This is a genomic window from Pseudooceanicola sp. NS-SX9 (assembly GCF_057380705.1).
The window spans coordinates 2,124,165-2,149,963 of record NZ_CM170818.1 but is presented as its reverse complement, the minus strand read 5'-3'; the positions used below and the strand labels follow the sequence as shown (position 1 = coordinate 2,149,963).

At 66.0% G+C, this 25,799-nt stretch carries 22 protein-coding genes; 13 read left to right on the top strand and 9 right to left on the bottom strand.

The window, feature by feature from the left end:
* Window positions 1-5 precede the first annotated feature (5 nt).
* Window positions 6-1,271, top strand: coding sequence for a glutamate-5-semialdehyde dehydrogenase (locus tag AC2ITM_RS10265; RefSeq protein ID WP_486466553.1), 1,266 nt, complete (start codon window positions 6-8; stop codon window positions 1,269-1,271).
* Between the two features lie 85 nt (window positions 1,272-1,356).
* Here AC2ITM_RS10265 and AC2ITM_RS10260 read toward each other — a convergent pair whose 3' ends face one another.
* Entirely contained in the window at window positions 1,357-1,959 is a 603-nt protein-coding gene (locus AC2ITM_RS10260) for a histidine phosphotransferase family protein (protein WP_486466552.1), read from the bottom strand.
* 72 nt (window positions 1,960-2,031) lie between these two features.
* On the opposite strand from AC2ITM_RS10260, the gene AC2ITM_RS10255 reads away from it, so the two are divergent.
* The 3 genes from AC2ITM_RS10255 to olsA all read left to right on the top strand — a co-directional run bounded on the left by AC2ITM_RS10255 (window position 2,032) and on the right by olsA (window position 3,919).
* Entirely contained in the window at window positions 2,032-2,178 is a 147-nt protein-coding gene (locus tag AC2ITM_RS10255; protein ID WP_486469417.1) for a DUF3553 domain-containing protein, read from the top strand.
* 144 nt (window positions 2,179-2,322) lie between these two features.
* Window positions 2,323-3,075, top strand: a complete 753-nt coding sequence (olsB, locus tag AC2ITM_RS10250) for an L-ornithine N(alpha)-acyltransferase (RefSeq protein ID WP_486466551.1) — start codon at window positions 2,323-2,325, stop codon at window positions 3,073-3,075.
* Window positions 3,076-3,082: 7 nt separating this feature from the next.
* Window positions 3,083-3,919, top strand: coding sequence for a lyso-ornithine lipid O-acyltransferase (olsA, locus tag AC2ITM_RS10245; protein ID WP_486466550.1), 837 nt, complete (start codon window positions 3,083-3,085; stop codon window positions 3,917-3,919).
* On the opposite strand, the gene AC2ITM_RS10240 is transcribed toward olsA, so the two are convergent.
* Window positions 3,920-4,537 (bottom strand): thiamine phosphate synthase, encoded by a 618-nt coding sequence (locus AC2ITM_RS10240; protein WP_486466549.1) that lies wholly within the window; start codon window positions 4,535-4,537, stop codon window positions 3,920-3,922. It abuts the gene before it with no gap.
* Window positions 4,538-4,751: 214 nt separating this feature from the next.
* Between AC2ITM_RS10240 and AC2ITM_RS10235 the strand changes: the two genes are divergently transcribed.
* From AC2ITM_RS10235 to AC2ITM_RS10225, 3 genes are all read left to right on the top strand, one after another.
* Window positions 4,752-5,486: an RNA methyltransferase gene (locus tag AC2ITM_RS10235; RefSeq protein WP_486466548.1), complete on the top strand. Its 735-nt coding sequence runs from the start codon at window positions 4,752-4,754 to the stop codon at window positions 5,484-5,486.
* Window positions 5,487-5,548: 62 nt separating this feature from the next.
* On the top strand, window positions 5,549-6,691 hold the full coding sequence (ctaA, locus tag AC2ITM_RS10230; protein WP_486466547.1) for a heme A synthase: 1,143 nt from the start codon (window positions 5,549-5,551) through the stop codon (window positions 6,689-6,691).
* Window positions 6,688-8,163, top strand: a complete 1,476-nt coding sequence (locus tag AC2ITM_RS10225; protein ID WP_486466546.1) for a carboxypeptidase M32 — start codon at window positions 6,688-6,690, stop codon at window positions 8,161-8,163. Before ctaA ends, AC2ITM_RS10225 begins: the two co-directional genes overlap by 4 nt.
* 401 nt (window positions 8,164-8,564) lie before the next feature.
* On the opposite strand, the gene AC2ITM_RS10220 is transcribed toward AC2ITM_RS10225, so the two are convergent.
* A complete protein-coding gene (locus AC2ITM_RS10220; RefSeq protein WP_486466545.1) occupies window positions 8,565-9,404 on the bottom strand; it encodes a LysR family transcriptional regulator in 840 nt (279 codons plus the stop codon).
* Between the two features lie 28 nt (window positions 9,405-9,432).
* Window positions 9,433-12,174, bottom strand: a complete 2,742-nt coding sequence (gyrA, locus tag AC2ITM_RS10215) for a DNA gyrase subunit A (RefSeq protein WP_486466544.1) — start codon at window positions 12,172-12,174, stop codon at window positions 9,433-9,435.
* A 195-nt stretch (window positions 12,175-12,369) separates the two neighbouring features.
* On the opposite strand from gyrA, the gene AC2ITM_RS10210 reads away from it, so the two are divergent.
* A complete protein-coding gene (locus AC2ITM_RS10210) occupies window positions 12,370-12,633 on the top strand; it encodes an usg protein (RefSeq protein ID WP_486466543.1) in 264 nt (87 codons plus the stop codon).
* Window positions 12,634-12,741: 108 nt separating this feature from the next.
* On the opposite strand, the gene AC2ITM_RS10205 is transcribed toward AC2ITM_RS10210, so the two are convergent.
* Window positions 12,742-13,317: a lipid-binding SYLF domain-containing protein gene (locus AC2ITM_RS10205; protein ID WP_486466542.1), complete on the bottom strand. Its 576-nt coding sequence runs from the start codon at window positions 13,315-13,317 to the stop codon at window positions 12,742-12,744.
* Between the two features lie 116 nt (window positions 13,318-13,433).
* Entirely contained in the window at window positions 13,434-14,438 is a 1,005-nt protein-coding gene (gene hemB, locus AC2ITM_RS10200) for a porphobilinogen synthase (RefSeq protein WP_486466541.1), read from the bottom strand.
* Window positions 14,439-14,599: 161 nt separating this feature from the next.
* On the opposite strand from hemB, the gene AC2ITM_RS10195 reads away from it, so the two are divergent.
* Together AC2ITM_RS10195 and mfd are read left to right on the top strand one after the other, a co-directional pair.
* On the top strand, window positions 14,600-15,124 hold the full coding sequence (locus AC2ITM_RS10195) for a component of SufBCD complex (protein ID WP_486466540.1): 525 nt from the start codon (window positions 14,600-14,602) through the stop codon (window positions 15,122-15,124).
* Window positions 15,125-15,131: 7 nt separating this feature from the next.
* Window positions 15,132-18,602, top strand: coding sequence for a transcription-repair coupling factor (mfd, locus tag AC2ITM_RS10190; protein ID WP_486466539.1), 3,471 nt, complete (start codon window positions 15,132-15,134; stop codon window positions 18,600-18,602).
* 62 nt (window positions 18,603-18,664) lie between these two features.
* On the opposite strand, the gene AC2ITM_RS10185 is transcribed toward mfd, so the two are convergent.
* From AC2ITM_RS10185 to AC2ITM_RS10175, 3 genes are all read right to left on the bottom strand, one after another.
* Window positions 18,665-20,344 carry a hypothetical protein gene (locus AC2ITM_RS10185; RefSeq protein WP_486466538.1) on the bottom strand — a complete coding sequence of 560 codons (1,680 nt, stop codon included), beginning with the start codon at window positions 20,342-20,344 and terminating at the stop codon, window positions 18,665-18,667.
* Between the two features lie 135 nt (window positions 20,345-20,479).
* A complete protein-coding gene (locus AC2ITM_RS10180; protein ID WP_486466537.1) occupies window positions 20,480-21,619 on the bottom strand; it encodes an HD domain-containing protein in 1,140 nt (379 codons plus the stop codon).
* A gap of 82 nt (window positions 21,620-21,701) precedes the next feature.
* Window positions 21,702-22,358 (bottom strand): alpha/beta hydrolase, encoded by a 657-nt coding sequence (locus tag AC2ITM_RS10175; protein ID WP_486466536.1) that lies wholly within the window; start codon window positions 22,356-22,358, stop codon window positions 21,702-21,704.
* Between the two features lie 191 nt (window positions 22,359-22,549).
* Between AC2ITM_RS10175 and iscR the strand changes: the two genes are divergently transcribed.
* The 3 genes from iscR to sufB all read left to right on the top strand — a co-directional run bounded on the left by iscR (window position 22,550) and on the right by sufB (window position 25,757).
* The gene (gene iscR, locus AC2ITM_RS10170; RefSeq protein WP_486466535.1) at window positions 22,550-23,050 is read left to right on the top strand and encodes a Fe-S cluster assembly transcriptional regulator IscR; all 501 of its coding nucleotides are present in this window, start codon (window positions 22,550-22,552) and stop codon (window positions 23,048-23,050) included.
* 109 nt (window positions 23,051-23,159) lie between these two features.
* Window positions 23,160-24,203 (top strand): cysteine desulfurase family protein, encoded by a 1,044-nt coding sequence (locus AC2ITM_RS10165; RefSeq protein WP_486466534.1) that lies wholly within the window; start codon window positions 23,160-23,162, stop codon window positions 24,201-24,203.
* Between the two features lie 15 nt (window positions 24,204-24,218).
* Window positions 24,219-25,757 (top strand): Fe-S cluster assembly protein SufB, encoded by a 1,539-nt coding sequence (gene sufB, locus AC2ITM_RS10160; protein ID WP_486466533.1) that lies wholly within the window; start codon window positions 24,219-24,221, stop codon window positions 25,755-25,757.
* Window positions 25,758-25,799: the final 42 nt, after the last annotated feature.

Below are 25,799 nucleotides of genomic sequence, written 5' to 3'. Positions count from 1 at the left end.
AGGACATGAAGGACGCTCAGGACATTCACGAGGTCATGACCGGCATCGGCCGGGCCGCCCGTGCCGCCGCGGCCGAGCTGGCCTATGCCAGCCAGGAACGCAAATACGCCGCCCTTGTCGGGGCGGCCGATGCGGTCTGGGCCCGGCGCGAGGCGATCATCGACGCGAATTGCGAGGATCTGGCCTATGCCGAGGCCAAGGGCCTGTCGGGGGCGATGATCGACCGGCTGATGCTGGACGAACGGCGCATCCGCGGCATCGTCGACAGCCTGCGCACCGTGGCCGAACAGGCCGATCCGGTGGGCAAGGTGATGGCCGACTGGGACATGCCCTCGGGGCTGAACATCCGCCGGGTGCGCACGCCGCTGGGCGTCGTGGGTGTCATCTACGAAAGCCGTCCGAACGTCACCGCCGATGCCGGGGCGCTGTGCCTGAAGGCGGGCAATGCGGTGATCCTGCGCGGCGGCTCGGAAAGCTTCCACAGCTCGCGCGCGATCCACGAGTGCCTGGTCGAAGGTCTGCGCCAGGCCGGCCTGCCCGAGGCCGCGATCCAGCTGGTGCCGACCCGCGACCGCGCCGCCGTCAGCGAGATGCTGGGCATGGTCGAATACATCGACGTGATCGTGCCGCGCGGCGGCAAGGGTCTGGTGGGGCTGGTCCAGCGCGAGGCCCGCGTGCCGGTTTTTGCGCATCTGGAAGGCATCTGCCACACCTATGTCGGTGCCACGGCCGATCCCGCCATGGCGGTCGAGGTCGTGCTGAACGCCAAGACCCGCCGCACCGGCATTTGCGGCGCGATGGAATGCCTGCTGCTGGACTGGCGCTTTTACACCCAGCACGGCCCGATCGTGATCGAGGCCCTGCTGAAGGCCGGTGTCGAGGTGCGCGGTGCCGGCGAGCTGCAGAAGATCCCCGGCGTGACCCCGGCGCAGCCCGATGATTTCGGCAAGGAATTCCTGGACATGATCTGCGCGGCCAAGCTGGTTGACGGGGTCGACGAGGCGATCGAGCACATCCGCGCCTATGGCAGCCAGCACACCGAGGCGATCATCACCCAGGACCAGCAGGCGGCCGACCATTTCTTTGAGCGGCTGGACAGCGCGATCCTGATGCACAATGCCTCGACGCAGTTCGCCGATGGCGGTGAATTCGGCATGGGCGCGGAAATCGGCATCGCCACCGGCAAGATGCATGCCCGTGGTCCCGTCGGGGCCGAACAGCTGACCAGCTTCAAATATCTGGTGGTGGGCGACGGCACCGTGCGCCGCTAAGGGCATCGGCGGATGCGGGCCTGTACCGCATCCCGCGCCTGATTTCCGGGCAGCCTGCCTGCCCGGGCATCAGGTGGTGAACGCTTTACAGGGTGATGGTCAGGCTGTCCGCGCTTTCGCGGATGGTAATGGTGCCGAATCTTTCCGCCACCACCGCAGGCAGAAGTGCGAACTGGACATGGGCGGGCATCACCGTCTCGGCGCCCTCGCCGGTTTCCAGCGTCTTCCACAGCTTCGGATCGGGGCGGGCGGTCTGTGCCGGGCCGCTGATCTCCCATCCGTCGTCTTCGGCCCGCGTGACCGAGATGACGCCGCCATGGGGCATCGCGCTTTCCAGGCACAGCAGCGCCAGAAAGACCTCCTGGATCTGGGTGCGGTCGAAATCGCCGATCGGCGTCCAGTCATAGGTGACGCGGCCGTTCTGGCTCAGGTCATCAAGGATCGAGGCGACCTCGCGCTTGCCGATCTTCTGGCCCGATCCCGCCATGCCGAAGGCGATGCGCAGAAAGCGGATTTTGGCAGAGGCGGCGCTGACGCTGTCGGAAATCAGCAGCATCTCCGGGCCCCGCACCGCGCCTTCCAGCGACAAAAGTTCGATCCCGTTCTGGATGGCGCCGACAGGGGAAATCAGGTCATGGCAGATGCGCGACCCTATGAGCGAGGCTAGGAGATGGCTATTCTGCATCATGTGTAGGCTTAACCTTTTCTAAACGTGCAGGAGCCCGAAGTGAGCGCATTGAACGATCTCCTCGAACCCGGAATGCGGGTCCGCCATCCCAACCAGCCGGACTGGGGCGTCGGACAGGTGCAATCAAATATCGCCGGACGCATCACAGTCAACTTTCCGGACCAGGGGAAGGTCGTCATCGATGGCTCCCGCATCGAGCTGGTTCCCATCTTCGACTGATGGCCGAAATGTGGTTACCAAAAGGTTAACACAACCGGGACTTGCGGGAAATCGAAACCGCGTGAGGGTCCCGGGCGCTCTCTTGCACGGGCCTTGGGCATTCCCTAGAAGGTCCGAACCTGCGATCTGCCCGAACGGACCCCCATGACCCAGCCCCAATTCGAAGTGCGCCTGGCGCAGAGCGACGCCGAATTGCAGGCGGCGCAGCGCCTGCGCTACCAGGTCTTCGTCGAAGAGCTGGGCGGTGGCGGCGATCTGGTCGATCACGTCCACCGGCTGGAGCGCGACCGCTTCGATCCCTTCTTCGACCACCTGCTGCTGCTGGATCTGGCGCGGCCGGGCGATCCGGTGGTGGGGGTCTACCGGCTGCTGACCGACACGGCCGCACGCGATGCCGGCCAGTTCTATGGCGAGGACGAATACGACCTGACCTTGCTGCGCAATTCAGGTCGTCGCCTGCTGGAACTGGGGCGCTCGTGCCTGCATCCCGATTACCGCGGCGGCCCGGCCATGATGGTGATGTGGAACGCGGTGGCCGATTACGTCCGCGCCCGCGGGATCGAGATCCTTTTCGGCACTGCCTCGTTCCACGGCACCGACATCGCGCCGTTGGCCCCCGCGCTGTCGCTGCTGCACGCCCGCCACCTGGCCCCCGAAAACCTGCGCGTCCGCGCCCGGACCTTCCAGCCGATGGACCTGCTGCCGGTCGACCGGATCGACCGCGTTGCCGCCATGCGCGCCGTGCCGCCGCTGATCAAGGGCTACCTCAAGCTGGGCGGTTTCGTGGGCGAGGGGGCCTTCATCGACCATGCCTTCAACACGGTGGACATCTGCCTGATCCTCGACAGCGCGCAGCTGAACGAAAAGCAGAGCCGCCTGATCCTGACCCGTCCCTGAGGCCCGCATGAGCGACACCTGGTATTCCGACGACACGCCCCCCGAACCCAAGCTGACCGCGGCGGGCTGGGCGCTATTCGCATTGCGCGCCGTGCCCTTCCTGCTGGTCTGCGGGCTGGGCCTTGTGTGCCTGCTGCTGGTGCGGCTGGTCGAACGGCCGCTTTGCGGCGATCACCGCCCCGTCACGCCCTGGTTCCAGAAGACCGTCTGCCGGGCGTTCTTCCGCATCTCGGGGATCCGCCTGCGCGTCAGCGGCCAGCCGATGCGCCACCCGGGCGCGATGGTCTCGAACCACGTCTCCTGGAGCGACATCTTCACGCTTTCCGCCCCCCGCGCCGTCTATTTCGTCTCGAAATCCGAGGTCGCCGGCTGGCCCGGCATCGGCGTTCTGGCCCGGGCCACCGGCACCGTCTTCATCAACCGCAACCGCGCCGAGGCCAAGCTGCAGGAACAGGTCTTCCGCGACCGCCTGCTGGCGGGGCACAGGCTGATGTTCTTCCCCGAAGGCACCTCGACCGACGGCCGCCGGGTGCTGCGCTTCAAATCCTCGCTTTTCGCCGCCTTCTTTGCCGAAGGCCTGCGCGAGCGTCTGTGGATCCAGCCGGTGACGGTCCTCTACCGCCCCCCCGAAGGGGCCGAGCCGCGCTTTTACGGCTGGTGGGGCGATATGGATTTCGGGGCGCACCTGGCAAAGGTGCTGGGCCACCGCCGTCAGGGCAGCGTCGAAGTGATCTACCACGCGCCGCTGAAGGTGGCCGATTTCGCCACCCGCAAGCATCTGTCCGATGCCTGCGAGGCGGCGGTGCGGTCAGGCATGCCCTGGGACTTCCAGCAGGACCGCTGATCAGAAGGCGGCGGTCAGCCGGGCAAGCTCGGCCACCGGATCCTCGGCGCGCCAGATTTCCTCGCCGATGCCGAAGAAATCGGTGACCGGCGACAGGCGGGTGATGGTCTCGATGTCCAGCCCGCCTTCGGCGACCACCGGGATCTCGATCATCTGCGACCACCATTCGAACAGCTCGAACGGCGCCACGGTGCCATCGACCAGCGCGGTCTCGCTGGAGGGGCCGAAGCAGACGTAATCGCCGCCTGCCTCGCCCGCGCTCATGCCGTCATGGCGCGAGGTGCCGCAGAAGGCGCCAACGATGGCATCATTGCCAAGCGCCTTGCGCGCCTTGCGCACCGAGCGCGAGCCGTCGTCCAGATGCACGCCATCCAGCCCCAGCCGCTCGGCCAGAAGGATATGGCGTTCGATCACCAGCGCCACGTCGCGCACCTCGGTGACCTCGCGCAGGGTGTCGACGGCACGGCACAGCCGGTCCTCGTCATGGGTGGCCAGCGCCAGCCGCACGCAGGCGATCTCCTGGGCGTCCAGCACGCGGGCCAGCTGGACGGGGAATTCCATCAGATCGAATTCCGGCGGCGAGATCAGGTAGATCTGGGGCTTTTCGTCCTGCGACATGTCCGATCCTCTCGAAAGTTCGCGCCGCTATACCGCGCCGCCGCAACAGAGGCAAAGGGATTGCGCGGCGCCCTGCCTTTCATCTTTCCCCAAATATGCAATCCCCAAGGCTTCCCCCACGGCCCACGCAGATATGATGCGATGTGGCTTGCCACACGCCCTCGACACCTCCGGCCCACCCGGCTAGACGAAACACAACAGAGAAAGGAACCCCATGTCGCAGCCCGTTTTCGTCCTCGTCCGTCCCCAGATGGGAGAGAATATCGGAGGCGCCGCCCGCGCGATGTGGAATTTCGGCCTCGACCGGATGCGCCTTGTCGCGCCGCGGGACGGCTGGCCGAACCAGAAGGCCGTCGCCATGGCCTCGGGCGCGGGCCGCCTGCTGGACGAGGCACTGCTGACCGAAACCACCGACCAGGCGATCGGCGACTGCACCTATGTCTTTGCCACCACCGCCCGGGCCCGCGGCCTGACGAAACCCGTCGTCACCCCGGAACGCGCGATGGAACTGGCCCGAGAGAAGATCGCCGCCGGTGAAAAGGTGGCCGTCCTCTTCGGCCCGGAACGCGCGGGGCTGGAAAACGACGACATCGCACGCGCCAATGCCATCATCAACGTGCCGGTGAACCCGGAATTCGCCTCGTTGAACCTGGCGCAATGCGTGCTGCTGACGGCCTATGAATGGCGCCGCCAGACCGCTGCTGTCGAGGCCGAGCGGACCGAGCTTGCGGGCTCTGACTGGGCTTCGAACATCGAGATCCAGAAGCTTGCCGAACATTACGAGTCCCGCCTCGACACGGCCGGGTTCTTCTTCCCCGAGACCAAGGCCGAGGGCATGAAGACCGTGCTGCGCAACTTCTGGAGCCGGATGCCCCTGACCACCTCGGACGTGCAGATGCTGCATGGCATTCTGCGCCAGATGGTGCGCTGGAAGGACCGCGGCGAGTAACGCGCCCACCCCCCCCGAATTCATCTCCGGGCAGCCCCCTGTCCGGGCCGAAGGAGACTGGTATGAGCCAGAAGAGAAGCATTTTCGAAGAGGTTTCGGACACGCAGAAACCTGCAATCCGCACCGGTGCCATCGACGGCGCGCGGCGCGGGTCGCGGCGGGCGGTCCGGGTCTGGATGGCGCTGCTGTTCCTGATGGTGGTGGCGATGATCGTGCTGGGCGGGCTGACGCGCCTGACCGATTCCGGCCTGTCGATCACCCAGTGGAAGCCCCTGTCGGGGGCGCTGCCGCCGCTCAGCCAGGCCGACTGGCAGCATGAGTTTGACCTCTACAAGCAGATCCCGCAGTTCACCGAGCAGAACAGCTGGATGCAGCTTTCCGACTTCAAGCACATCTACTGGTGGGAATGGAGCCACCGGAACCTGGGCCGCAGCATCGGCCTGGTCTGGGCGCTCGGTTTCTTCGGGTTCTGGGCCTTCGGGCTGATCCCGCAGGGCTGGAAGAAGCGCTGCTTCGGCATCGGCATCCTGGGCGGCATCCAGGGCGCGGTCGGCTGGTGGATGGTGTCCTCGGGGCTGGGTGGCGACATGCTGCGCGTGGCCTCGTACCGGCTGGCAATCCACCTGGGCGTGGCCTTCACCATCCTGGGCTGCATCGCCTGGTTCTTCTACGGCCTCGGCCGCGAGGAACGCGACCTGATGCAGGCGCGCCGCCTGCGCGAGCGCAAGCTGTTCGGCATGTCGACGGGCTGGATGCATATGCTGTTCCTTCAGGTGCTGCTGGGCGCGCTGACGGCGGGCATCGACGCGGGCCGCTCGTTCACCGACTGGCCGCTGATGGGTGGGCAGTTCTTCCCGCCCTATGCCTTTGACATCCATCCGCTGTGGCAGAACTTCCTGGCGAACCCGGGGCTGGTGCAGTTCATCCACCGCTGCTTCGGCTATCTGGTGTTCATCTTCGGCACCGTCTGCTTCATCAAGTCCCGCCGTTCGCCCAATGCCGCCACCCGCCGGGCCTTTGCCTGGGCCTGGGGGGCCATGGTCGTGCAGGTGGCGCTTGGCATCACCACGGTGATGACGGCCGCCATGGTGCACGTCGCCATCACCCACCAGCTGGTTGCGGTGCTGACCTTCGCGCTGATCATCCGCGCCCGCTTCATGGCAGGCTATCCGGTGGTCGCCGGCATCCGGGAGGGCCGGGCATGAGCGCGCTTTCCGATCTGCTGGCCTTCCAGAAGGAAACCGAGGCGCTGGCGCAGGTCGCCGGCCGCCTGGGCTGGGACCAGGAAACCATGATGCCCAAGGGCGCTGCCACCCAACGGGGCGAGGAAATGGCGGCGATGGAAAGCGTGCTGCACGCGCGCCGCACCGATCCGCGCCTCGCGGACTGGCTTGCCGCCTGCGAAGGCACCGCGATGACCCAGGCCGAGGCTGCGCAGATCCGCCTGATCCGCCGCAGCTACGACCGCTCGGTCAAGATCCCGGCGCGTCTGGCAACCGAGATCGCCCGCGTCACCTCGCTGGCGCAGGGCCAGTGGGCCGAGGCGCGCGCCAATGACGACTTCGCCGCCTTCGCCCCGGTGCTGGAGCGCGTCATCGCGCTGCGCCGCGAAGAGGGCACGGCGCTGGCGGGGGACGGCACGCCCTATGACGCGCTGATCGCCGATTACGAACCGGGCACGACGGCGGCCGAACTGGGCGCGATCTTCGATGCGATGCGCCCCCGGCTGGTCGACCTGCGCGCCCGCGTGCTGGAGAAACCCGCGCCGAAGGGCACCAGCGGAACCTTCCCCGAAGCCGCCCAGATGGCCATGACCCAAGAGGTCGCCCTGGCCTTCGGTTATGACCTGACCCGCGGCCGGATCGACAAGGCGGTGCATCCGTTCTCGTCCGGGTCGGGGGATGACGTGCGCATCACCACGCGGACCAATCCCGACGATCCGTTCAACTGCCTCTATTCCACCATCCACGAGACGGGTCATGCCTGCTACGAGCAGAACATCGACCCCGACTACCTGCTGACGCCCCTGGGCCAGGGGGTCTCGATGGGGGTGCACGAAAGCCAGAGCCGGATCTTCGAGAACCAGCTGGGCCGGTCGCGCGCCTTCACCGGCTGGCTGTTCGAGCGTTTCCGCGCCACCTACGGCGACATCGGCATCGACACGCCCGAGGCCTTCTATGCCGCCGTGAACCGCGTTCAGAAGGACTGGATCCGCACCGAGGCGGATGAATTGCAGTACAACCTGCACATCATGTTGCGCTTTGACCTTGAGCAGCAGCTGATTGGCGGCGCTCTGCAAGTGGCCGATCTGCAAGAGGCCTGGAACACCCGGTTCGAGGCCGATTTCGGCTATGCCGTGCCGCGCCCATCGCTCGGGTGCCTGCAGGATGTGCACTGGTCGCTGGGGCTGTTCGGTTATTTCCCGACCTATGCCCTGGGCAATGTCTATGCCGGCTGCCTGCACCAGGCGCTGCGGCAGGACCTGCCGGATCTGGATGCCGCGCTGGCGCAGGGCGATACCCGCCCCGCCATGTCCTGGCTGAAGGAGAAGGTGCAGCGCCACGGCAGCCTCTACGAGCCGCGCGAGACGATCACCCGCGCCTGCGGCAAGGCCCCCGATGCCGAGCCGCTGCTGCAGTATATCGAGGCCAAGTTCCAGGGCATCTACGACCTGTAACAGCTGATGCATCGCATGAAGACGGTCCCGCAAGGGGCCGTTTTTCTTTGCCTATCCTGATCGCCAAAAAAATTGGGCCAGCTGTTCAGGCTGGCCCAAGTGAAGGGATTGACGGGGTAGAAGCGTCAAGCCTTATTCAGAAGATCCCTACGTTTCCAAAGAAACGCCGCTGAACAGGCATTTAAAGTGATCTTCCAAGGGACATCGGATTCCCGAAGGATCGGGATAAACTCTGCCACGGAAACTCTGTGTCGAGACGATTAAGTCACAAGCTGTACAATAACGTTTTCAAACCGGAACGCAAAGGTCTTTTCTCTCCGGTCTGTCGTTCGGGGCCGCCCGGACGCCGCTTTCTGCGCAGTGCACGGGCGGGTGTTCCCGATTTCGGATCCCCGCCGGGATCAGAGCCCCTCGATGGCGTTGAACTGTTCGGCAATCCAGTCCGCCACCAGTTGCAGCAGCGGATCCTTGCGGCGGGTCTCGTGGAAGCACAGGTAAAGCGGCGTCTGCTGGGGTTCCGACTCGGGGTCGAAGGGCACCAGGGATGTGTCCTGACGGGCCGCGATGGCGGGCATCAGGCCGGGCAGACGGGTGCCCTGGACGGTGGCCAGGACCTCGGTCAGGCTTTCCACGCGGATCACCGGATCGGTGCCGCCCAGGATGCTGCGGGCATGTTGCGAGGGGGGGTAGCGGTCGTGTTTGGTGTGCAGGCCGATCCAGCCGGCATCACGGGGGCTGTCTTCGTAGCAAAAGACATTGGTGTGGTACTTGCCGATGTAGCGCACCACCAGCCGACCCTGCTGCGGCCTCGCCGCCGAAACGAACAGGTCGTTGTCGCCCAGGGCGTCCTGATAGAACTGACCGGTGAAGGTAATTTCAAGCCCGGGGTTGTCGGCAAGGAACTGGCGCAAACCGGGGAAAAGGACGAAACTGGCGATGGAAGGAGGACAGCCGATGTTGATATGGCCGGTAACCTGATCGGGGTGCTGGTCGCGGGCGTTCAGGTAGCTTTCGATCTCGTTCTCGAAGGCAGTTATGCTTTCGATAAGATCCGTGATGGCCTCGTTCGCCGTCCACCCTTGGGGAGTCTTCAGGAAAAGATCAAATCCCAGGGTTTCCGACAGGCGCGCCAGGCGCCGCGACACGGTGGCCGGATTGGTATCCAGCAACCGCGCCGCAGCGCTCATCGAGCCTGTCTTGTGAACCGCTACCAGGTACCTCAGGTCGTCCCAATTCTTCACGTCTAATCGTCCTCAAGCGCCCGCCGGATCAATCCTCGGTCGGGCCAGCGTTTTCGGCCTCATCACCCTGGTCCACGATCCGGGCAACAGAAACAACATGTTCGTCGGCGCCGGTGTTGAACACCCGCACGCCACCTGCACTGCGCGAGCGGAACGAGATCCCATCCACCGGCACGCGGATCGATTGCCCGCGGGAGGTTGCCAGCATGATCTGGTCATCCAATTCCACCGGGAAGGCGGCGATGATCGGACCCGAGCGCATGCTCTTTTCCCAGGCCGTCACGCCCTGGCCGCCACGGCCCCGCACCGGATAGTCGTGCGAAGAGCTGACGTGGCCGTGCCCGCCGTCGGTGATCGTCAGGATCAGGGTCTCGGCGGCCGACATCTCGGCATAGCGTTCCTGGCTGAGCGGCAGGTCGGCATTGCCGTCCTCGTCATCCTGGGTTTGTTCGACATCACCGGCCATTGCCCGGCGCATTTTCAGATAAGAGGCTCTTTCGTCGCTCTCTGCAAGGAAATGCGGCAGGACGAACATCGAGGCGACCTCGTCATTCTCGGAAAGCTTCACACCGCGCACACCGGTCGAGTTGCGCGAGTTGAAAACGCGCACATCTTCTGAGCGGAACCGGATCGCCCGGCCCGAACGGGTGAACAGCATCACGTCGTCCTCGGGCGAGCAGATGCGGGCGTTGATCAGGCGCATGCCTTCATCCTCGCCCTCGAATTTCATCGCGATCTTGCCGTTGCGCATGACGTTGGTGAAATCCGACAGCGCGTTGCGGCGCACGGTCCCGGCCGAGGTCGCGAAGACGATCTGCAGATCGCCCCATTCGGATTCGTCCCGGTCCACCGGCATGATGGCAGCGATCGACACGCCCGTCGGAATCGGCAGGATGTTGACGATCGCCTTACCCTTCGAGGTCCGCCCGCCCGCGGGCAGGCGCCAGGTCTTCAGTTTGTAGACCATGCCTTCGGTGGTGAAGAACAGCAGCTGCGTGTGGGTATTGGCGACGAAGAGGGTGGTGACGGCATCGTCATCCTTCATCGCGCCGCCCGACAGCCCCTTGCCACCGCGCTTTTGCGAGCGGAAATCGGTCAGCGGCGTGCGCTTGATCCAGCCGCCCGCAGTCACGGTCACCACCATGTCCTCGCGTTCGATCAGGTCCTCGTCTTCCATGTCGCCGGACCAGTCGGCGATCTCGGTGCGGCGGGGCACGGCGAACTGGTCCTTGATCTCGCGCAGCTCGTTGGAAATGATTTCCATGATCCGCTCGCGCGAGCCGAGGATTTCCAGGTATTCGCGGATCTTGCCGGCCAGTTCCTGCAGCTCGTCGGTGACTTCCTTGACGCCCAGCTGGGTCAGGCGCTGCAGGCGCAGTTCCAGAATCGCGCGGGCCTGGGCCTCGGAGAGGTTGTAGGTGCCGTCCTCGTTGACCGTGTGGGTCGGGTCGTCGATCAGCTTGATGTATTCAAGGATCGAATGCGCGGGCCAGCGCCGCGTCATCAGCTTTTCGCGGGCATCGGATGCATCGGCCGAGGCGCGGATCGTCGCGACGATCTCGTCCACGTTCGACACGGCCACGGCCAGACCGCACAGCAGATGGGCGCGTTCGCGGGCCTTGCGCAGCAGGTAGGCGGTGCGGCGGGCGACGACATCCTCGCGGAAGTCGATGAAGGCCGACAGGAAGCCGTAGAGCGACAGGGTTTCCGGGCGGCCACCGTTCAGCGCCAGCATGTTGCAGCCGAAGGTCGTCTGCATGGGCGTGAAGCGGAACAGCTGGTTCAGCACGACATCGGGGGTGGCGTCGCGCTTCAGTTCGATCACCACGCGCACGCCGTCGCGGTCGGATTCGTCCTGGACATGGGCGATGCCCTCCAGGCGTTTCTCGCGGACCTGCTCGGCGATCTTCTCGATCATCGCGGCCTTGTTCACCTGATAGGGGATCTCGTCGATGATGATCCCGTAGCGGTCCTTGCGCAGTTCCTCGATATGGGTCTTGGCGCGCAGGATGACGCTGCCGCGGCCTTCCAGATAGGCCTTGCGGGCGCCCGAGCGGCCCAGCACGATGCCGCCGGTGGGGAAGTCGGGGCCGGGGACATACTGGATCAGGTCTTCGGTCGACAGGTCGGGGTTGTCGATCAGCGCCAGGGTGGCATCGCAGACCTCGCCCAGGTTGTGGGGCGGGATGTTGGTGGCCATGCCGACGGCGATGCCGCCTGCGCCGTTCACCAGCATGTTGGGGAATTTCGCCGGCAGGACGGTGGGTTCGCGGTCCTTGCCGTCGTAGTTGTCCTGGAAGTCCACCGTATCCTTGTCGATGTCGTCGAGAAGGTAGTTGGCGACCTTGTCCATCCGGACTTCGGTGTAGCGGAAGGCTGCCGCCTTGTCGCCATCCATCGAGCCGAAGTTGCCCTGGCCATCGAGCAGCGGCAGCGACATGGAGAAGTCCTGCGCCATCCGCACCAGCGCGTCGTAGATCGCCGCGTCGCCGTGGGGGTGATATTTACCCATCGTGTCCGCCACGGGGCGCGAGGACTTGCGGTAGGGCTTGTCGTGGGTGTTGCCGACCTCGTTCATGGCGAAGAGGATCCGCCGGTGCACAGGTTTTAGGCCGTCGCGCAGGTCGGGGATGGCCCGGCTGACGATGACCGACATGGCATAGTCGAGGTAGGAGGTCTTCATCTCCTCGGCGATGGAGACGGAGGGCACCGAAACGCTGGGCGCCGCTTTTTCGTCTTCGTTTTCAGGGGTTTCCGGAGTATCGGTCACGAGCGTCGCCTGTCTGGTCGGATCTTCTACATCTTGTTGGGGGGACTATAGCACCGGGCTTATCTTGGGTGCAATCCTTGCCCACCCCTTGCGTTGGCAGCCGGGCGGTGTGGCTGACAACATGCTGTTTTTGTTGAAAATTAATACTACCATGCCAGTCTTTCCGTGAGGTCACGTCGCAGGCAGGAGGATCGCATGACGGAAACCGAAATGCTGCTGAAGGGATACGGGCTGACGACGGCGGAATTCCTGTACCGGATGCCGGATCACCGGCATGTGCTGAACAGCTTCGTCTGGCAGGATTACGATCTGGCGCCGGACCATCCGCGGCTGTTCCGTTTCATCGCCTTCTGGCAGGAAGAGATCGAGGGGCCGCTGCATTCGGTGCGCTTTGCGCATCGCCGGCGGCTGGCTTCGGGGGAATGGCGCAATGTGGTGGGGGAGTTCCGCTATCACTGAGGCGGATGCGCCCTGGGGCGAAGAAAACCGGCCCTTGCGGGCCGGTGCCTCCGGCGGAGGTATTTTTCGACAAGAAAATGGGGGCGGGGTGCGCGCGCCCCGGGGCCCTCAGGGCAGGATGCGCGAGTATTTCAGGCCCTCGATCGTGGCGCCGACCTTGAGGCCCGCCTGCCCGAAGATCACCGCGATGACCGGCTGGGTCGCGGTCACGGTATCGGCGCGGATCGTCTGGCCCTGGTTCGAGAAGACCAGCGTTGCATCGGCGCTGGCGGCCCAGCCGTCGGAATGGCGGAATTCGGCCAGGGCGGCGTCGGTCATGAAGAACAGCACATGGGCATATTGCTGGGCGCCGATCTGCAGGCCGATGTTGGCGCGGGTGGCCGAGTAGTAATCGACCGTGGCACCACCGACGCGCAGCGCGCCGCGGCCGTAGCCGCCGCCGATGCCCAGGCCCGCCTCGGTGATCAGCGGCATGACCAGCATGCCGGCGGATTTCTGGGCGATCTCGCGCGTTGCGGGAAACTGGCTGTACATCTGGTCCAGCGTGACGTTGACGCGGGCGTCGATTTCGGCACCGGCATTGCTGCCGACACCGGTCGCGCAGGCCGAAAGCGCCGGGATGGCGGCCAGCGCGGTCAGGGTGAAGCCGCGGCGCGAGAGCCGGGTGGGGGTATTGTCGCTCATGTCACTGCCTCTGTGTTGTGTCCCCCGAAGGGGGCGGGCCGTTGTCCGGCCCTGTCAGCGCCTTGGATAGCGTGAGGACGCGGCGCTGTCACCCTTCGGGTGAACACGTTGCCGTTTCAGGCGGATCCGAACTTGCGGGCGAATTCGGGCGCGTAATAGGTCAGCACCCCGTCGCAGCCGGCGCGCTTGAAGGCCATCAGGCTTTCCACCATCACCTTGTCGCCGTCGAGCCAGCCGTTTTGTGCCGCCGCCTGCAGCATCGCGTATTCGCCCGAGACCTGGTAGGCGAAGGTCGGCACGCCGAACTGGTCCTTCACCCGGCGGCAGATGTCGAGATAGGGCATGCCGGGCTTGATCATCACCATGTCGGCGCCTTCCGAGAGGTCGCGCGCGACCAGGCGCAGGGCCTCGTCTGAATTGGCGGGGTTCATCTGGTAGGTCTTCTTGTCACCGCCCTTGAGCGAGGCGGCCGCGCCCACCGCATCACGGAACGGGCCATAGAAGCCCGAGGCATATTTCGCCGCATAGGACAGGATCATGACATTGTGGAAGCCATTCTTTTCCAGCGCGGCGCGCATCGCGGCGATGCGGTTGTCCATCATGTCGGAGGGGCCGATGATGTCGGCGCCCGCCTCGGCCTGTGAAAGCGTCTGCTTCACCAGCGCCTCGACGGTTTCGTCGTTCACCACGTAGCCGTCCTTCACATAGCCGTCGTGGCCGGTGTCGGAATAGGGATCGAGCGCTACGTCGGTCATCACCAGCATGTCGGGGCAGGCGGCCTTGATGGCGCGCGTCGCCCGGTTCGACAGGTTCTGCGGGTTCCAGGCCTCGGACGCATCGGCGCTGCGCTTGGTCTCGGGCGTGTAGGGGAAGATGTCGACAGCGGGAATGCCCAGGTCATAGGCCTCGGAGACGGCTTCCGCCAGCTTGTCGACGCTGCGCCGCATCACGCCCGGCATCGAGGGGACGGGTTCCTCGTGGTTCTCGCCCTCGCAGACGAAGACCGGCCAGATCAGGTCGCGGGTGTCGAGCTTGTTCTCCTGCACCAGGTCGCGGATCCCCGAGGAAACACGGGTGCGGCGCAGGCGGGTGGCGGGAAAGGGGGCGTGAACGGGTTGCATGGGGGACCTCTGTCACTTCGGGCTGGGGCAGGCTTGGCACGGGTGGGCGGCAAGCTCAAGGGTGACGAGGGGACGCAAGGGCACGGGCGGGCTGGGAAAGCGGTCCGGGGCGGGCTATATGCGATCCACGCGGGGGGCTTGAAGCGAAAGGAAACCGGCCGGTGAGCGCTGTGTCCATCATCCTGTCATTGCTGGACCTTAGGTCCTTCTCGAACCTGTGGTTCTGGCTGGGGCTGGCGGTTTTGTGGACCTTTGCGGGCAGTGCGCTGGTGGGCATTCCCCATGCGCTGGCGGCCGGGGCCCGGGACGAGGGCAGCGCGGCCGAGCGCGATCTTCACGATCTCGTGCGGATCCGGTCGCTGCGCGCCGAGGCGATGATCGAGCGCCAGGGCGTCTGGATTGCGGGCTTCGGCAGTTTCGGGATGACGGTGCTGGCGCTGCTGGGGTTCCTGTACGGGATCGAATTCGCCCAGGCGGCATTCCTGATCCTGTTCCCGCTGTCGCTGTGCTGGCTGATGACGCAGCGCAGCTACCGCCGCATGGGGCGCGACCGCGAGACAGCGCGCATCCTGTTGGCGCTGCGCCGCCTGCGGGTATCGATCCAGGCGGTGGCACTGGTCGCGGTTCTGGTCACCTCGGCCTGGGGCATGTATGTCAATGCCGCGCACGGAATATTTGGACGGTAGAGAACGCATGGCAGGACACCCTGGACGGATCACCCTGGGCGGCGCGCCCGAAGGTTTTGACGCGGCCCTGATCCTGAGGGAGGTCGAAAAGAGCGGCGGACCGGTGCTGCATGTCGCCCGCGATGACCGGCGGCTGGCGGCGATGGCCGATGCGCTGCGCTTCTTCGCCCCCGACATGCCGGTGATCACCTTCCCGGGCTGGGACTGTCTGCCCTATGACCGGGTGTCGCCCAATCCCGACATCGCGGCGGCGCGGATGGCGGCGCTGGCGGGGCTGGTGCACGGGATGCCCGAACGCTACGTGCTGCTGACGACGCTCAGTGCCGCGACCCAGCGGCTGCCCGAGCGCGCGGTCCTGCGAGAGGCCGCCTTCAGCGCCCGCGTCGGTTCACGCATTGATGAAAAGGCGCTGCGCAACTTCCTGGTGCGCATGGGCTTTTCTCAGGCGAACACGGTGACCGAGCCGGGCGATTACGCGATCCGCGGCGGCATCATCGACATCTATCCCCCGGGCGACAGCGGCCCGGTGCGGCTGGATCTGTTCGGCGACGTGCTGGACGGCGCGCGCCGCTTCGACGCGGTGACGCAGCGCACCCTCGACAAGCTTGAGGTGGTCGAACTGGCGCCGGTGTCCGAGGTCATCCTGGACGAGGCCTCGATCACCCGGTTCCGGCAGAACTACCGGATCGAATTCGGCGCCGCGGGCACCGATGATCCGCTTTACGAGGCCGTCAGCGCCGGGCGCAAGCAGCAGGGGATGGAGCACTGGCTGCCCTTCTTCCATGACCGGCTGGAAACCCTGTTCGACTACCTGCCGCAGGCCTCGATCACGCTGGATGACCAGGTGACGCCGGCGCGTCTGGCCCGCTGGGACACGATTGCCGACCAGTACGAAACCCGCCGCATCGCCATGGCCGATCGCAAGCGGATGGATTCAATCTACAAGCCCGTGCCGCCCAAGCTGCTGTACCTGGACGATGCCGCCTGGGAGGCCGCCACCGCCGGTCGCCGGGTCATCGCGCTGTCGCCTCTGGCGCAGTCTCCGGGGCCCGGGGTGCTGGATGCGGGAGGCCGGATCGGGCGCAATTTCTCGCCCGAGCGGCAGCTAGAGAACGTTAGCCTTTTCAAGGCTCTTGCCGACCATGTTAAGGTAAAGCTTCAAGGCGGCCCGGTGATCATCGCCTCCTATTCCGAAGGCGCGCGGGAACGGCTGGAGGGCCTCATCGCCGATGAGGGCCTGAAGGAGGCGATCCCCGTCACCGATGCCCGGCGCCTTGGCCGCACGGGGCTGCATCTGGCGGTCTGGCCTCTGGAACATGGCTTTGAAGGCAGCTGGAACGACCGGCCGCTGACGGTGATTTCCGAACAGGACGTGCTGGGCGACCGGCTGATCCGGGGCGCCCGCAAGAAACGCCGGGCCGAGAATTTCCTGACCGAGGCGCAAAGCCTCAGCCCCGGCGATCTGGTGGTCCATGTCGATCACGGCATCGGGCGCTATCACGGGATGGAGGTCATCACCGCCGCCGGTGCCGCGCATGAATGCCTGCTGCTGGAATATGCCGAGAACGGCCGGCTGTACCTGCCGGTCGAAAACATCGAACTGCTGACCAAATACGGCCATGAAGAGGGGCTGCTGGACAAGCTGGGCGGCGGCGCCTGGCAGGCCAAGAAGGCGCGCCTCAAGGAACGCATCCGCGAGATGGCCGACCGGCTGATCCGGGTCGCGGCCGAACGCGCGCTGCGCCGGGCGCCCCTGCTGGAGGCCGCCGGTCACGAATGGGACAGCTTCCTGGCGCGCTTTCCCTACATGGAAACCGACGACCAGCTTTCGGCCATCCAGGACGTGTTGAGCGACATGGATTCGGGCCATCCGATGGACCGGCTGATCTGCGGCGACGTGGGGTTCGGCAAGACCGAGGTCGCCCTGCGCGCGGCCTTCGTGGCCGCCATGTCGGGTGTGCAGGTGGCGGTGATCGCGCCGACGACGCTGCTGGCACGCCAGCATTATCAGGGCTTTGCCGAACGTTTCCGCGGCTTCCCGATTCAGGTCAGCCCGCTGTCGCGCTTTGTCGGCACGCAGGACATGGCCCGCGCCCGCGCCGGCATTGCCGATGGCACCGTCGATATCGCGGTCGGCACCCATGCGCTGCTGGCCAGCAACATCCGGTTCAAGAACCTCGGGCTGCTGATCATCGACGAGGAACAGCGCTTTGGCGTGGCCCACAAGGAGCGCCTGAAGGAGATGCGCAGCGACGTGCACGTCCTGACGCTGACCGCGACGCCCATTCCGCGCACCCTGCAACTCAGCCTGTCGGGCGTGCGCGACCTGTCGATCATCGGCACGCCGCCGGTGGACCGTCTGGCGATCCGCACCTATGTCAGCGAATTCGACGGCGTGACCATCCGCGAGGCGCTGTTGCGCGAACATTACCGCGGCGGCCAGAGCTTTTTCGTGGTGCCGCGCGTCAGCGACCTGCCCGAGATCGAGGAGTTCCTGAAGGAACAGGTGCCCGAGGTCAGCTATGTCGTGGCCCATGGCCAGATGGCGGCGGGGGAACTGGATCGCCGGATGAATGCCTTTTACGACGGCAAGTATGATGTGCTGGTGGCGACGACCATCGTGGAATCGGGGCTGGATATTCCGCGCGCCAACACGATGGTGGTGCACCGGGCGGACATGTTCGGCCTGTCGCAGCTGTATCAGATCCGCGGGCGGGTGGGCCGGTCGAAAACCCGCGCCTATGCCTATCTGACGACCAAGCCGCGCGCGCCGCTGACCGATGCCGCGCAAAAGCGTCTGCGGGTGCTGGGCAGCCTGGATACGCTGGGGGCGGGCTTTACGCTGGCCAGCCAGGATCTGGACATCCGCGGCGCCGGCAACCTGCTGGGCGAAGAGCAGTCGGGCAACATGCGCGACGTGGGCTACGAGCTGTACCAGTCGATGCTGGAGGAGGCGATCGCCAAGATCCGCTCGGGGCAGATCGACGGGCTGAGCGAGCTTGACGAACATTGGGCGCCGCAGATCAGCCTGGGCGTGCCGGTGCTGATCCCGGAGGATTACGTGCCGGATCTGGACCTGCGTCTGGGCCTGTACCGCCGCCTGTCGGGCCTGTCGAAGAAGGTCGAGCTGGAGGGCTTTGCGGCCGAGCTGATCGACCGCTTCGGCAAGTTGCCGAAGGAGGTGAACACCCTGCTGCTGTTCGTGCGGATCAAGGCGATGTGCAAGCGGGCCGGGATCGCCAAGCTGGACGGGGGCCCGAAGGGGGCGACGATCCAGTTCCACAACGACCGGTTCGCCTCGCCCGAGGGGCTGGTGGCGTTTCTGAAGGATCAGAATGGTCAGGCGAAGGTGAAGGACAACAAGATCGTCATCCGCCGCGACTGGGCGACCGAGGCCGACCGGATCAAGGGGGCGTTTTCCATCGCCCGCGATCTGGCCGAGAAGGTCATTGCGAAGGAAAAGGCGGCCAAGGGGTAAGGGGGCGCTGCCCCCGTCGTCCTGCGGACGACTCCCCCGGAGTATTTATGGCCAGATGACGCTCAGGACCCCTTGCAGCAGCGTGGGGCGAGGGGGCCTCCGGCGCAGAAGCAGGCGGCGCCGACGGCGCGGTCGGCGCGGGCCAGCGCGAGCGTCAGGCGCTGTTGCAGATGGGCGCGTTCGGTGGTGGCGCCGCGGGCGGCCAGGCAATCGTCGAGGCCCTTGAGCGCCCAGACATTGTCGGGATGGATGCGGGCGCGGCTGAGGCCCGGCACAAGCCCGAGGTCCTCGCGGAAGGTTTGTTCGGCCTCGGGGATGCGGCCCTGTTCCAGCAAGAGCGCCCCAAGGGCGTGGCGCGGCGGTTGCATCCAGCCCCAGGGTTCATCGTAGGGCAGCGCGTCATCCAGCGCGGCGCAGTTGCGGAGCTGCGTGAAGGCCGCATCGTAAGCGCCTTGGCGATACAGGATTTCTCCGCGCAGCATGGCGACGGCGATGGGCACCAGATCAGTGACGCGGTTGTTGTGCAGCAGGCGGGTTTCGGGGATGCGGGCGGCGGCCTGCAGGAAGGCCTGTTCGGTGCGGAGGGCCTGTTCGACATCACCCGTTGCGGCATGGGCGAGCGCCTGGCCGTAAAGGGTGAAGGCGGTGCCGGTGCGGTAGAGGTCGGGGTCAGCGGGCAGCGGCAGGGATTTCAGCCGCTCCCACTGGCCGAAGCGGATCAGCACATGGGGTTCGAAGGCCAGAAAGGCCTCGAAATAATCGGCCATGGGCGGGCTTTCGATGCGCAGCATGGCCTCGGGGGTGGTGTCGCGCAGCAGCTGGACGGCGCGCATGGCGGGGGCCATCTGGCCCAGGAAGAGCGCGCCATAGAGCATGAAATGCAGGTCGTGCTGGCGGTAGCCGGTGTAGAAATCCATGCCGCCGGCGCGGGTGTACCACTTCATGTCGGCCTCGATGGCGCGGGCGTTCCAGAAGGTCGCGTCCTGGTAGGCGCCGCAGAGGATGTCGATATGGGTGGGCATGTGCACCAGGTGGCCCGCGTCGGGGACGAGGGTGCGCAGGGCATCGGCCGCCGGAAGGGCGGCTTCGGGGGTGGGCGACATCTCCATCAGGTGGATGTAGAGGTGCAGAAGGCCGGGGTGAGACATGCCGCCGGCGCGCGCGAGGGCGGTTTCGAGGACCTGGCGGCATTCCAGCGTGTCGGCGCCGGGCGCGGGCTGGCCGGTGTCGAGGTCCCACATCTGCCAGGGGGTCCGGTTCAGCAGGCTTTCGGCGAAGATCGTGGCGATTTCCGGGTGGTCCGGGTGGGCGGCATGAACCTTGCGCATGGCGGCGGCGAAGGCAGTGTCCCAGGCGGACATGTCGGGGATCGGATCGGGGGCGGGGTAGCGCGCGGCGAGAGCGGCGATCAGGGCGGCCTCGGGCGGGGGGAGCCGGTCGGTCAGGGCCAGAGCGTGGGTCAGGGCCGTGCGGGCGCGGGTCAGCGCCAAGGCCTGGGTGGCGCCGTCCATCAGGCGCCAGGAATAGTTGTAATTGGGACCCGCGGCATAGGCGATGCCCCACCAGGCCATGGCGCAGTCGGGGTCGGCCTCGGTGGCGCGGGTGAAGCAGGCGATGGCCTCTTCATGGTGGTAGCCGAAGGTCCACAGCAGCCCGCGGTCGAACCAGAGCTGGGCGTCGGGGCTGCGGGTGGTGACCGGATAGCTGTGCGGGCCGAGGTCGAAATAGGGATCTGGGGTCATGGGGCCCTCTGGTGGTTGCGAGGGCGAGTGTGGCGGATCGGGACGCGGGGGGCCAGAGGGGCGGGGGCTCTGCCCCCATCGGCGCGTGCCGCGCCGATCCCCCCGGAGTATTTTTAGCCAGATGAAGGAACCGGGTCAGTCCAGAAGGGCGATGATCCGGGGCGCGATATGGTCCCACAGATGGGGGGTGGCGCGGCGGATGACCGTGCCAACCCGGGCGTCGATCATCGGGAAGGTGACGTTATTGGCCCGCCAGGAGGCGCCGTTCGAGGCGATGTTCTGCATCGGCGGCTGGAACCGGTCCAGCGCCTTTGCAAAGCGGGCGTCGGGGGTTTGCGCATCCTCGAATTCCAGCCAGAGGGCGTGGTGCGGGGCGCCTTCGCCGGCGGGCAACAGACCGAAGAGGCGGTCGGCCGCGGCCAGTTCGCTGGCTTCCATCAGGGCCTGGCTTTCGGCGGTCTGGGCGTAGAGGGGGGAATCTCCGGCGTCGATCTCGACCAGGTCGTGCAGCAGCAGCATGCGGATGACGCGGGCCGGGTCGGTGCCCTCGGGGGCGTGTTCGGCCAGCGTTAGGGCATAGAGCGCCAGGTGCCAGGAATGTTCGGCCGAATTTTCGAAGCGCGAGCCATCGGTCAGCGTGGTGGCGCGGGTGATGGTTTTCAGGCGGTCGGCCTCGGCCACGAAGCGGCAGCGGGGGGCATGGGCGGGGTGATCGTCGGTGCAGCCCGAGGTGAGGTGGGCGTGCAGATCCGGCAGGGTGTCGGCCAGAAGACGGGCGCGGCCGGTGGCAAGGTTGGTCCGCGTGCCCTCGATGTGATCGGCGCGGGGCGGTTGTGCGGCGAAGGTCTGAAGGACGGGCACGGCGTAGTCGACGGACTTTGCAAGCAGGGAGTCGTCACTTTGCATAGCCTCGAATTCGGTCCAGAGGGCGTGGAAGTGGGCGCCCTGATCGGCGGGCAGCAGGCCGAAGAGGCGCAGGGCGGCGGCGGCTTCGGCCCGGGCCAGGGCCTGCGCGTCATGGGGTTCGTCGAAGGGCTGGTCGCCCGCGTCGATTTCCACCAGGTCGTGCAGCAGCAGCATCGACAGGATGCGGGTCAGCCGGTCGGCGGGCAGATCGGGCAGCCAGGCCATGGCGGCAAGGGCCGCCTGCCAGGAATGCTCGGCCGCGTTTTCGGGGCGGGACTGGTCGGTGAGGGTCGAGGCGCGGATGACGCGCTTGAGCTTGTCGGCCTCGGTCAGGAAGGCAAGCTGGGCGTCGAGGCGGGTGCTGTCCATGGGGGCTCCTGTCGCTGCAGGCGCAGGGGTAGGCCCATCGGCACCGGGGTGCAAGCCTGCCCCGAAGGGCAGGCGGCAGGGATCAGCGCGAGGTCTCGGTCAGGCGGCGCTTGACGTAGTCGGAGACCGAACCGATCATCTGGTTCATCTGCTCTTCCTCGGAGAAGAAGTGGCCGGCGCCATCGACTTCCTCGTGGGTGATGGTGATGCCCTTCTGCTCTTGCAGTTTCGACACCAGCGAGCGGGTGTCGGCAGGCGGTGCGACGCGGTCGGCGGCGCCGTTGATGATCAGCCCCGAGGAGGGGCAGGGCGCCAGGAACGAGAAATCGTACATGTTGGCGGGCGGCGCGACCGAGATGAAGCCGGTGATCTCGGGGCGGCGCATCAGCAGCTGCATGCCGATCCAGGCCCCGAAGGAGAAGCCCGCGACCCAGCAATGCTTGGAGTTGGAGTTCATCGACTGCAGGTAGTCGAGCGCCGATGCGGCATCCGACAGCTCGCCCACGCCCTGGTCATATTCGCCCTGCGACCGGCCGACGCCCCGGAAATTGAAGCGCAGGACGGTGAAACCCATGTTATAGAAGGCGTAGTGAAGGTTGTAGACGACCTTGTTGTTCATCGTCCCCCCGAACTGGGGGTGGGGATGCAGCACGATGGCAATCGGCGCATCGCGGTCCCGCTGGGGGTGGTAACGGCCTTCAAGACGGCCTTCGGGTCCGGGAAAGATGACCTCGGGCATGGAAAGGTTCCTCGCAGAAGGTGCCTTCATTCTTGACGAATTTGGTCAGGCACCTTAGAAATGTTCTAAACGGCTCTTCGGGGCCGTTCGCCGGCTTCCAGCGGAGATAGTCTGGACGCGGGCGAAGGTCAATGAAATCAGCCAGTCCCAGCAGCGGGCCAGGCAAGGCGCAGGATCGGGAGACAGACCTCGTGAAACTGAGTACCAAGGGGCGTTATGCCATGGTGGCCCTTTCGGATATCGCGCTGCAGCCGGCGGAAAGCCTGGTGGCGCTTGGCGATATCTCCAGGCGGCAGTCGATTTCGCTGCCCTATCTGGAGCAGCTTTTCGTCAAGCTGCGCCGCGCGGGCCTGGTGGTCAGCGTGCGCGGGCCCGGTGGCGGCTATCGCCTGTCGCGTCCGGCGGCCGAGATTCGCGTCCTGGATGTGCTTTCTGCGGTGGACGAAACCGTCAGCGCGATGCACAAGGGCGCGGGCGTTTCGGGCGGGCTTTCGGGCAGTCGGGCGCAATCGATGACCAACCGTCTGTGGGAGGGGCTGTCGGCACATGTCTATGTGTTCCTGCACCAGACCACGCTGGCGGATGTGGTGCGCAACGGTCTGGCGCCGTGCCCTGCGGTGCCGAGCCTGCTGGTGCTGGTCGACGAGGACGATGCGGATGCTGCGGCCCAGCCGGTGAGCGCGGCGCTGTGAGGACCCGGCGGGAGAGAGGGGGCGCTGCCCCCGTCGCTGCGCGACTCCCCCGCCGTATTTTGGGAAAGATGAAGGTGTTGCGTTTCATGCAACACCGGGTGTGCCTGTGATGAACCGAGTCTATCTGGACCATAACGCGACGACTCCCCTGCGCCCCGAGGCGCGGGCGGCGATGATCGCGGCGATGGAGGTCGCGGGCAATGCGTCTTCCGTCCATGCCGAGGGACGCGCCGCCAAGGCGCTGATCGAGCGGGCGCGGGCGCAGGTGGCGACGGCGCTTGGCGCGGACGGGGCGGATGTGGTGTTCGTCTCGGGCGCGACCGAGGCGGCGGCGCTGGCCATGGCGGGGCGGGACCTGGCCGTGGCCGATGTGGAACATGATGCCGTGCGGTCCTGGGGCCGGGCGGTGCTGCCGGTGGATGGCGCGGGGCGCGTGACGGTGACGGATCCCGTGGGATCGTCGCTGCAGATGGCCAACAGCGAGACGGGGGTGGTCCAGGACCTGCCCCAGGGGCTGGCGGTCACCGACCTGACGCAGGCTTTCGGCAAGCTGCCGCTGGCCTTCAACTGGCTGGGGGCGACGATGGCGCTGGTGTCGGCGCACAAGCTGGGCGGGCCCAAGGGGGTCGGCGCGCTGGTGCTGAAACGCGGCACCGACATTGCCTCGCAGCTGAAGGGCGGTGGCCAGGAGATGGGGCGCCGCGCCGGTACGGAGAACGTGATCGGCATCGCGGGGTTCGGGGCTGCGGCGGAAGCTGCGGCGCGGGACCTGGATGCGGGTCTGTGGGATGCGGTGGCGGCACGGCGCGACCGGCTGGAAGCCCGGCTGCGGGAGGAGATCCCGGAGCTGGTGATCGCCGGATCGGGGGCCCCGAGGCTGCCGAACACCACCTGCCTGATCTCGCCCGGCTGGAAGGGCGAGACCCAGGTGATGCAGATGGACCTTGCCGGGTTCGCGGTCAGTGCCGGTTCGGCCTGTTCCTCTGGCAAGGTGCGGGCCAGCAACGTTTTGCGGGCCATGGGCTATGACGAGGACGCGGCCTCTGGGGCGCTGCGGATCAGCCTTGGCCTTGAGACGACGGATGAAGACCTTGAGCGCCTGGCCTCTGCCTGGCTGGCGCAGCGAAAACGGCGCCGCGCGCGTGCGGCGTAAGAGATAGGACGCGAGATGACCAAGATGGACACGCCCGATACCCTTCAGGGCCCCGAAGTCAAGGAAGGCGTCGACCAGGAGACGGTGGATGCCGTCCGCAACGTGTCGACCTACAAGTACGGCTGGGATACCGAGATCGAGATGGACTATGCCCCGATGGGGCTGAACGAGGACATCGTGCGCCTGATCTCGGGCAAGAACGAAGAGCCCGAGTGGATGACCGAATGGCGTCTGCAGGCCTATCGTCGCTGGCTGGAAAAGGAAGAGCCCAGCTGGGCCATGGTCGACTATCCTGAAATCGATTTCCAGAAGCAGTACTACTATGCCCGCCCGAAGAGCATGGAAGTGAAGCCGAAGTCGCTGGACGAGGTCGACCCCAAGCTGCTGGCCACCTATGAAAAGCTGGGCATCCCGCTGAAGGAGCAGATGCTGCTGGCGGGCGTCGAGGCCCCCGAGGAGACCTCGGCCGAGCCGCGCCGCGTGGCGGTGGATGCGGTCTTCGACTCGGTTTCGGTGGGCACGACCTTCCAGGCGGAGCTGAAGAAGGCAGGCGTGATCTTCTGCTCGATCTCCGAGGCGATCCGCGAACATCCCGAGCTGGTGAAGAAATACCTGGGCTCCGTGGTGCCGGTCAGCGACAACTTCTATGCGACGCTGAACAGCGCCGTCTTCTCGGACGGGTCCTTCGTCTACGTGCCGCCGGGCGTGCGCTGCCCGATGGAGCTGTCGACCTATTTCCGCATCAACGCGGAGAACACCGGCCAGTTCGAACGCACGCTGATCATCGCCGACAAGGGCAGCTATGTCAGCTACCTGGAAGGCTGCACCGCGCCGCAGCGCGACGTGGCACAGCTGCACGCGGCCGTGGTGGAAATCATCATCGAGGAAGATGCAGAGGTCAAATATTCGACCGTGCAGAACTGGTTCCCCGGCGATGAGAACGGCAAGGGCGGCATCTACAACTTCGTCACCAAGCGCGCCGATTGCCGGGGCGACCGGGCGAAGGTGATGTGGACGCAGGTGGAAACGGGCTCTGCCGTGACCTGGAAATACCCGTCCTGCATCCTGCGCGGCGATGACAGCCAGGGCGAGTTCTACTCGATCGCCATCGCCAACAACATGCAGCAGGCTGACACCGGCACCAAGATGATCCACCTGGGCAAGAACACGAAATCGCGGATCGTGTCCAAGGGCATCTCTGCCGGCAAGGCACAGAACACCTATCGCGGTCTGGTCTCGGTCCATCCCAAGGCCAAGAACAGCCGCAACTACACCCAGTGCGACAGCCTGCTGATCGGCGACAAATGCGGCGCCCACACGGTTCCCTATATCGAGGTGAAGAACAATTCTTCCCGCGTGGAGCACGAGGCGACGACATCCAAGGTGGATGACGATCAGCTGTTCTACTGCCGCTCGCGCGGCATGGACGAGGAAGAGGCCGTCGCCCTGGTGGTGAACGGGTTCTGCAAGGACGTGCTTCAGGCGCTGCCGATGGAGTTTGCAATGGAAGCGCAGCAGCTGGTTGCGATTTCCCTTGAGGGGTCTGTGGGCTAAGGTTTTCCCGGCAGGGTTGTCCTGTCAGGGGAATCTGAAACC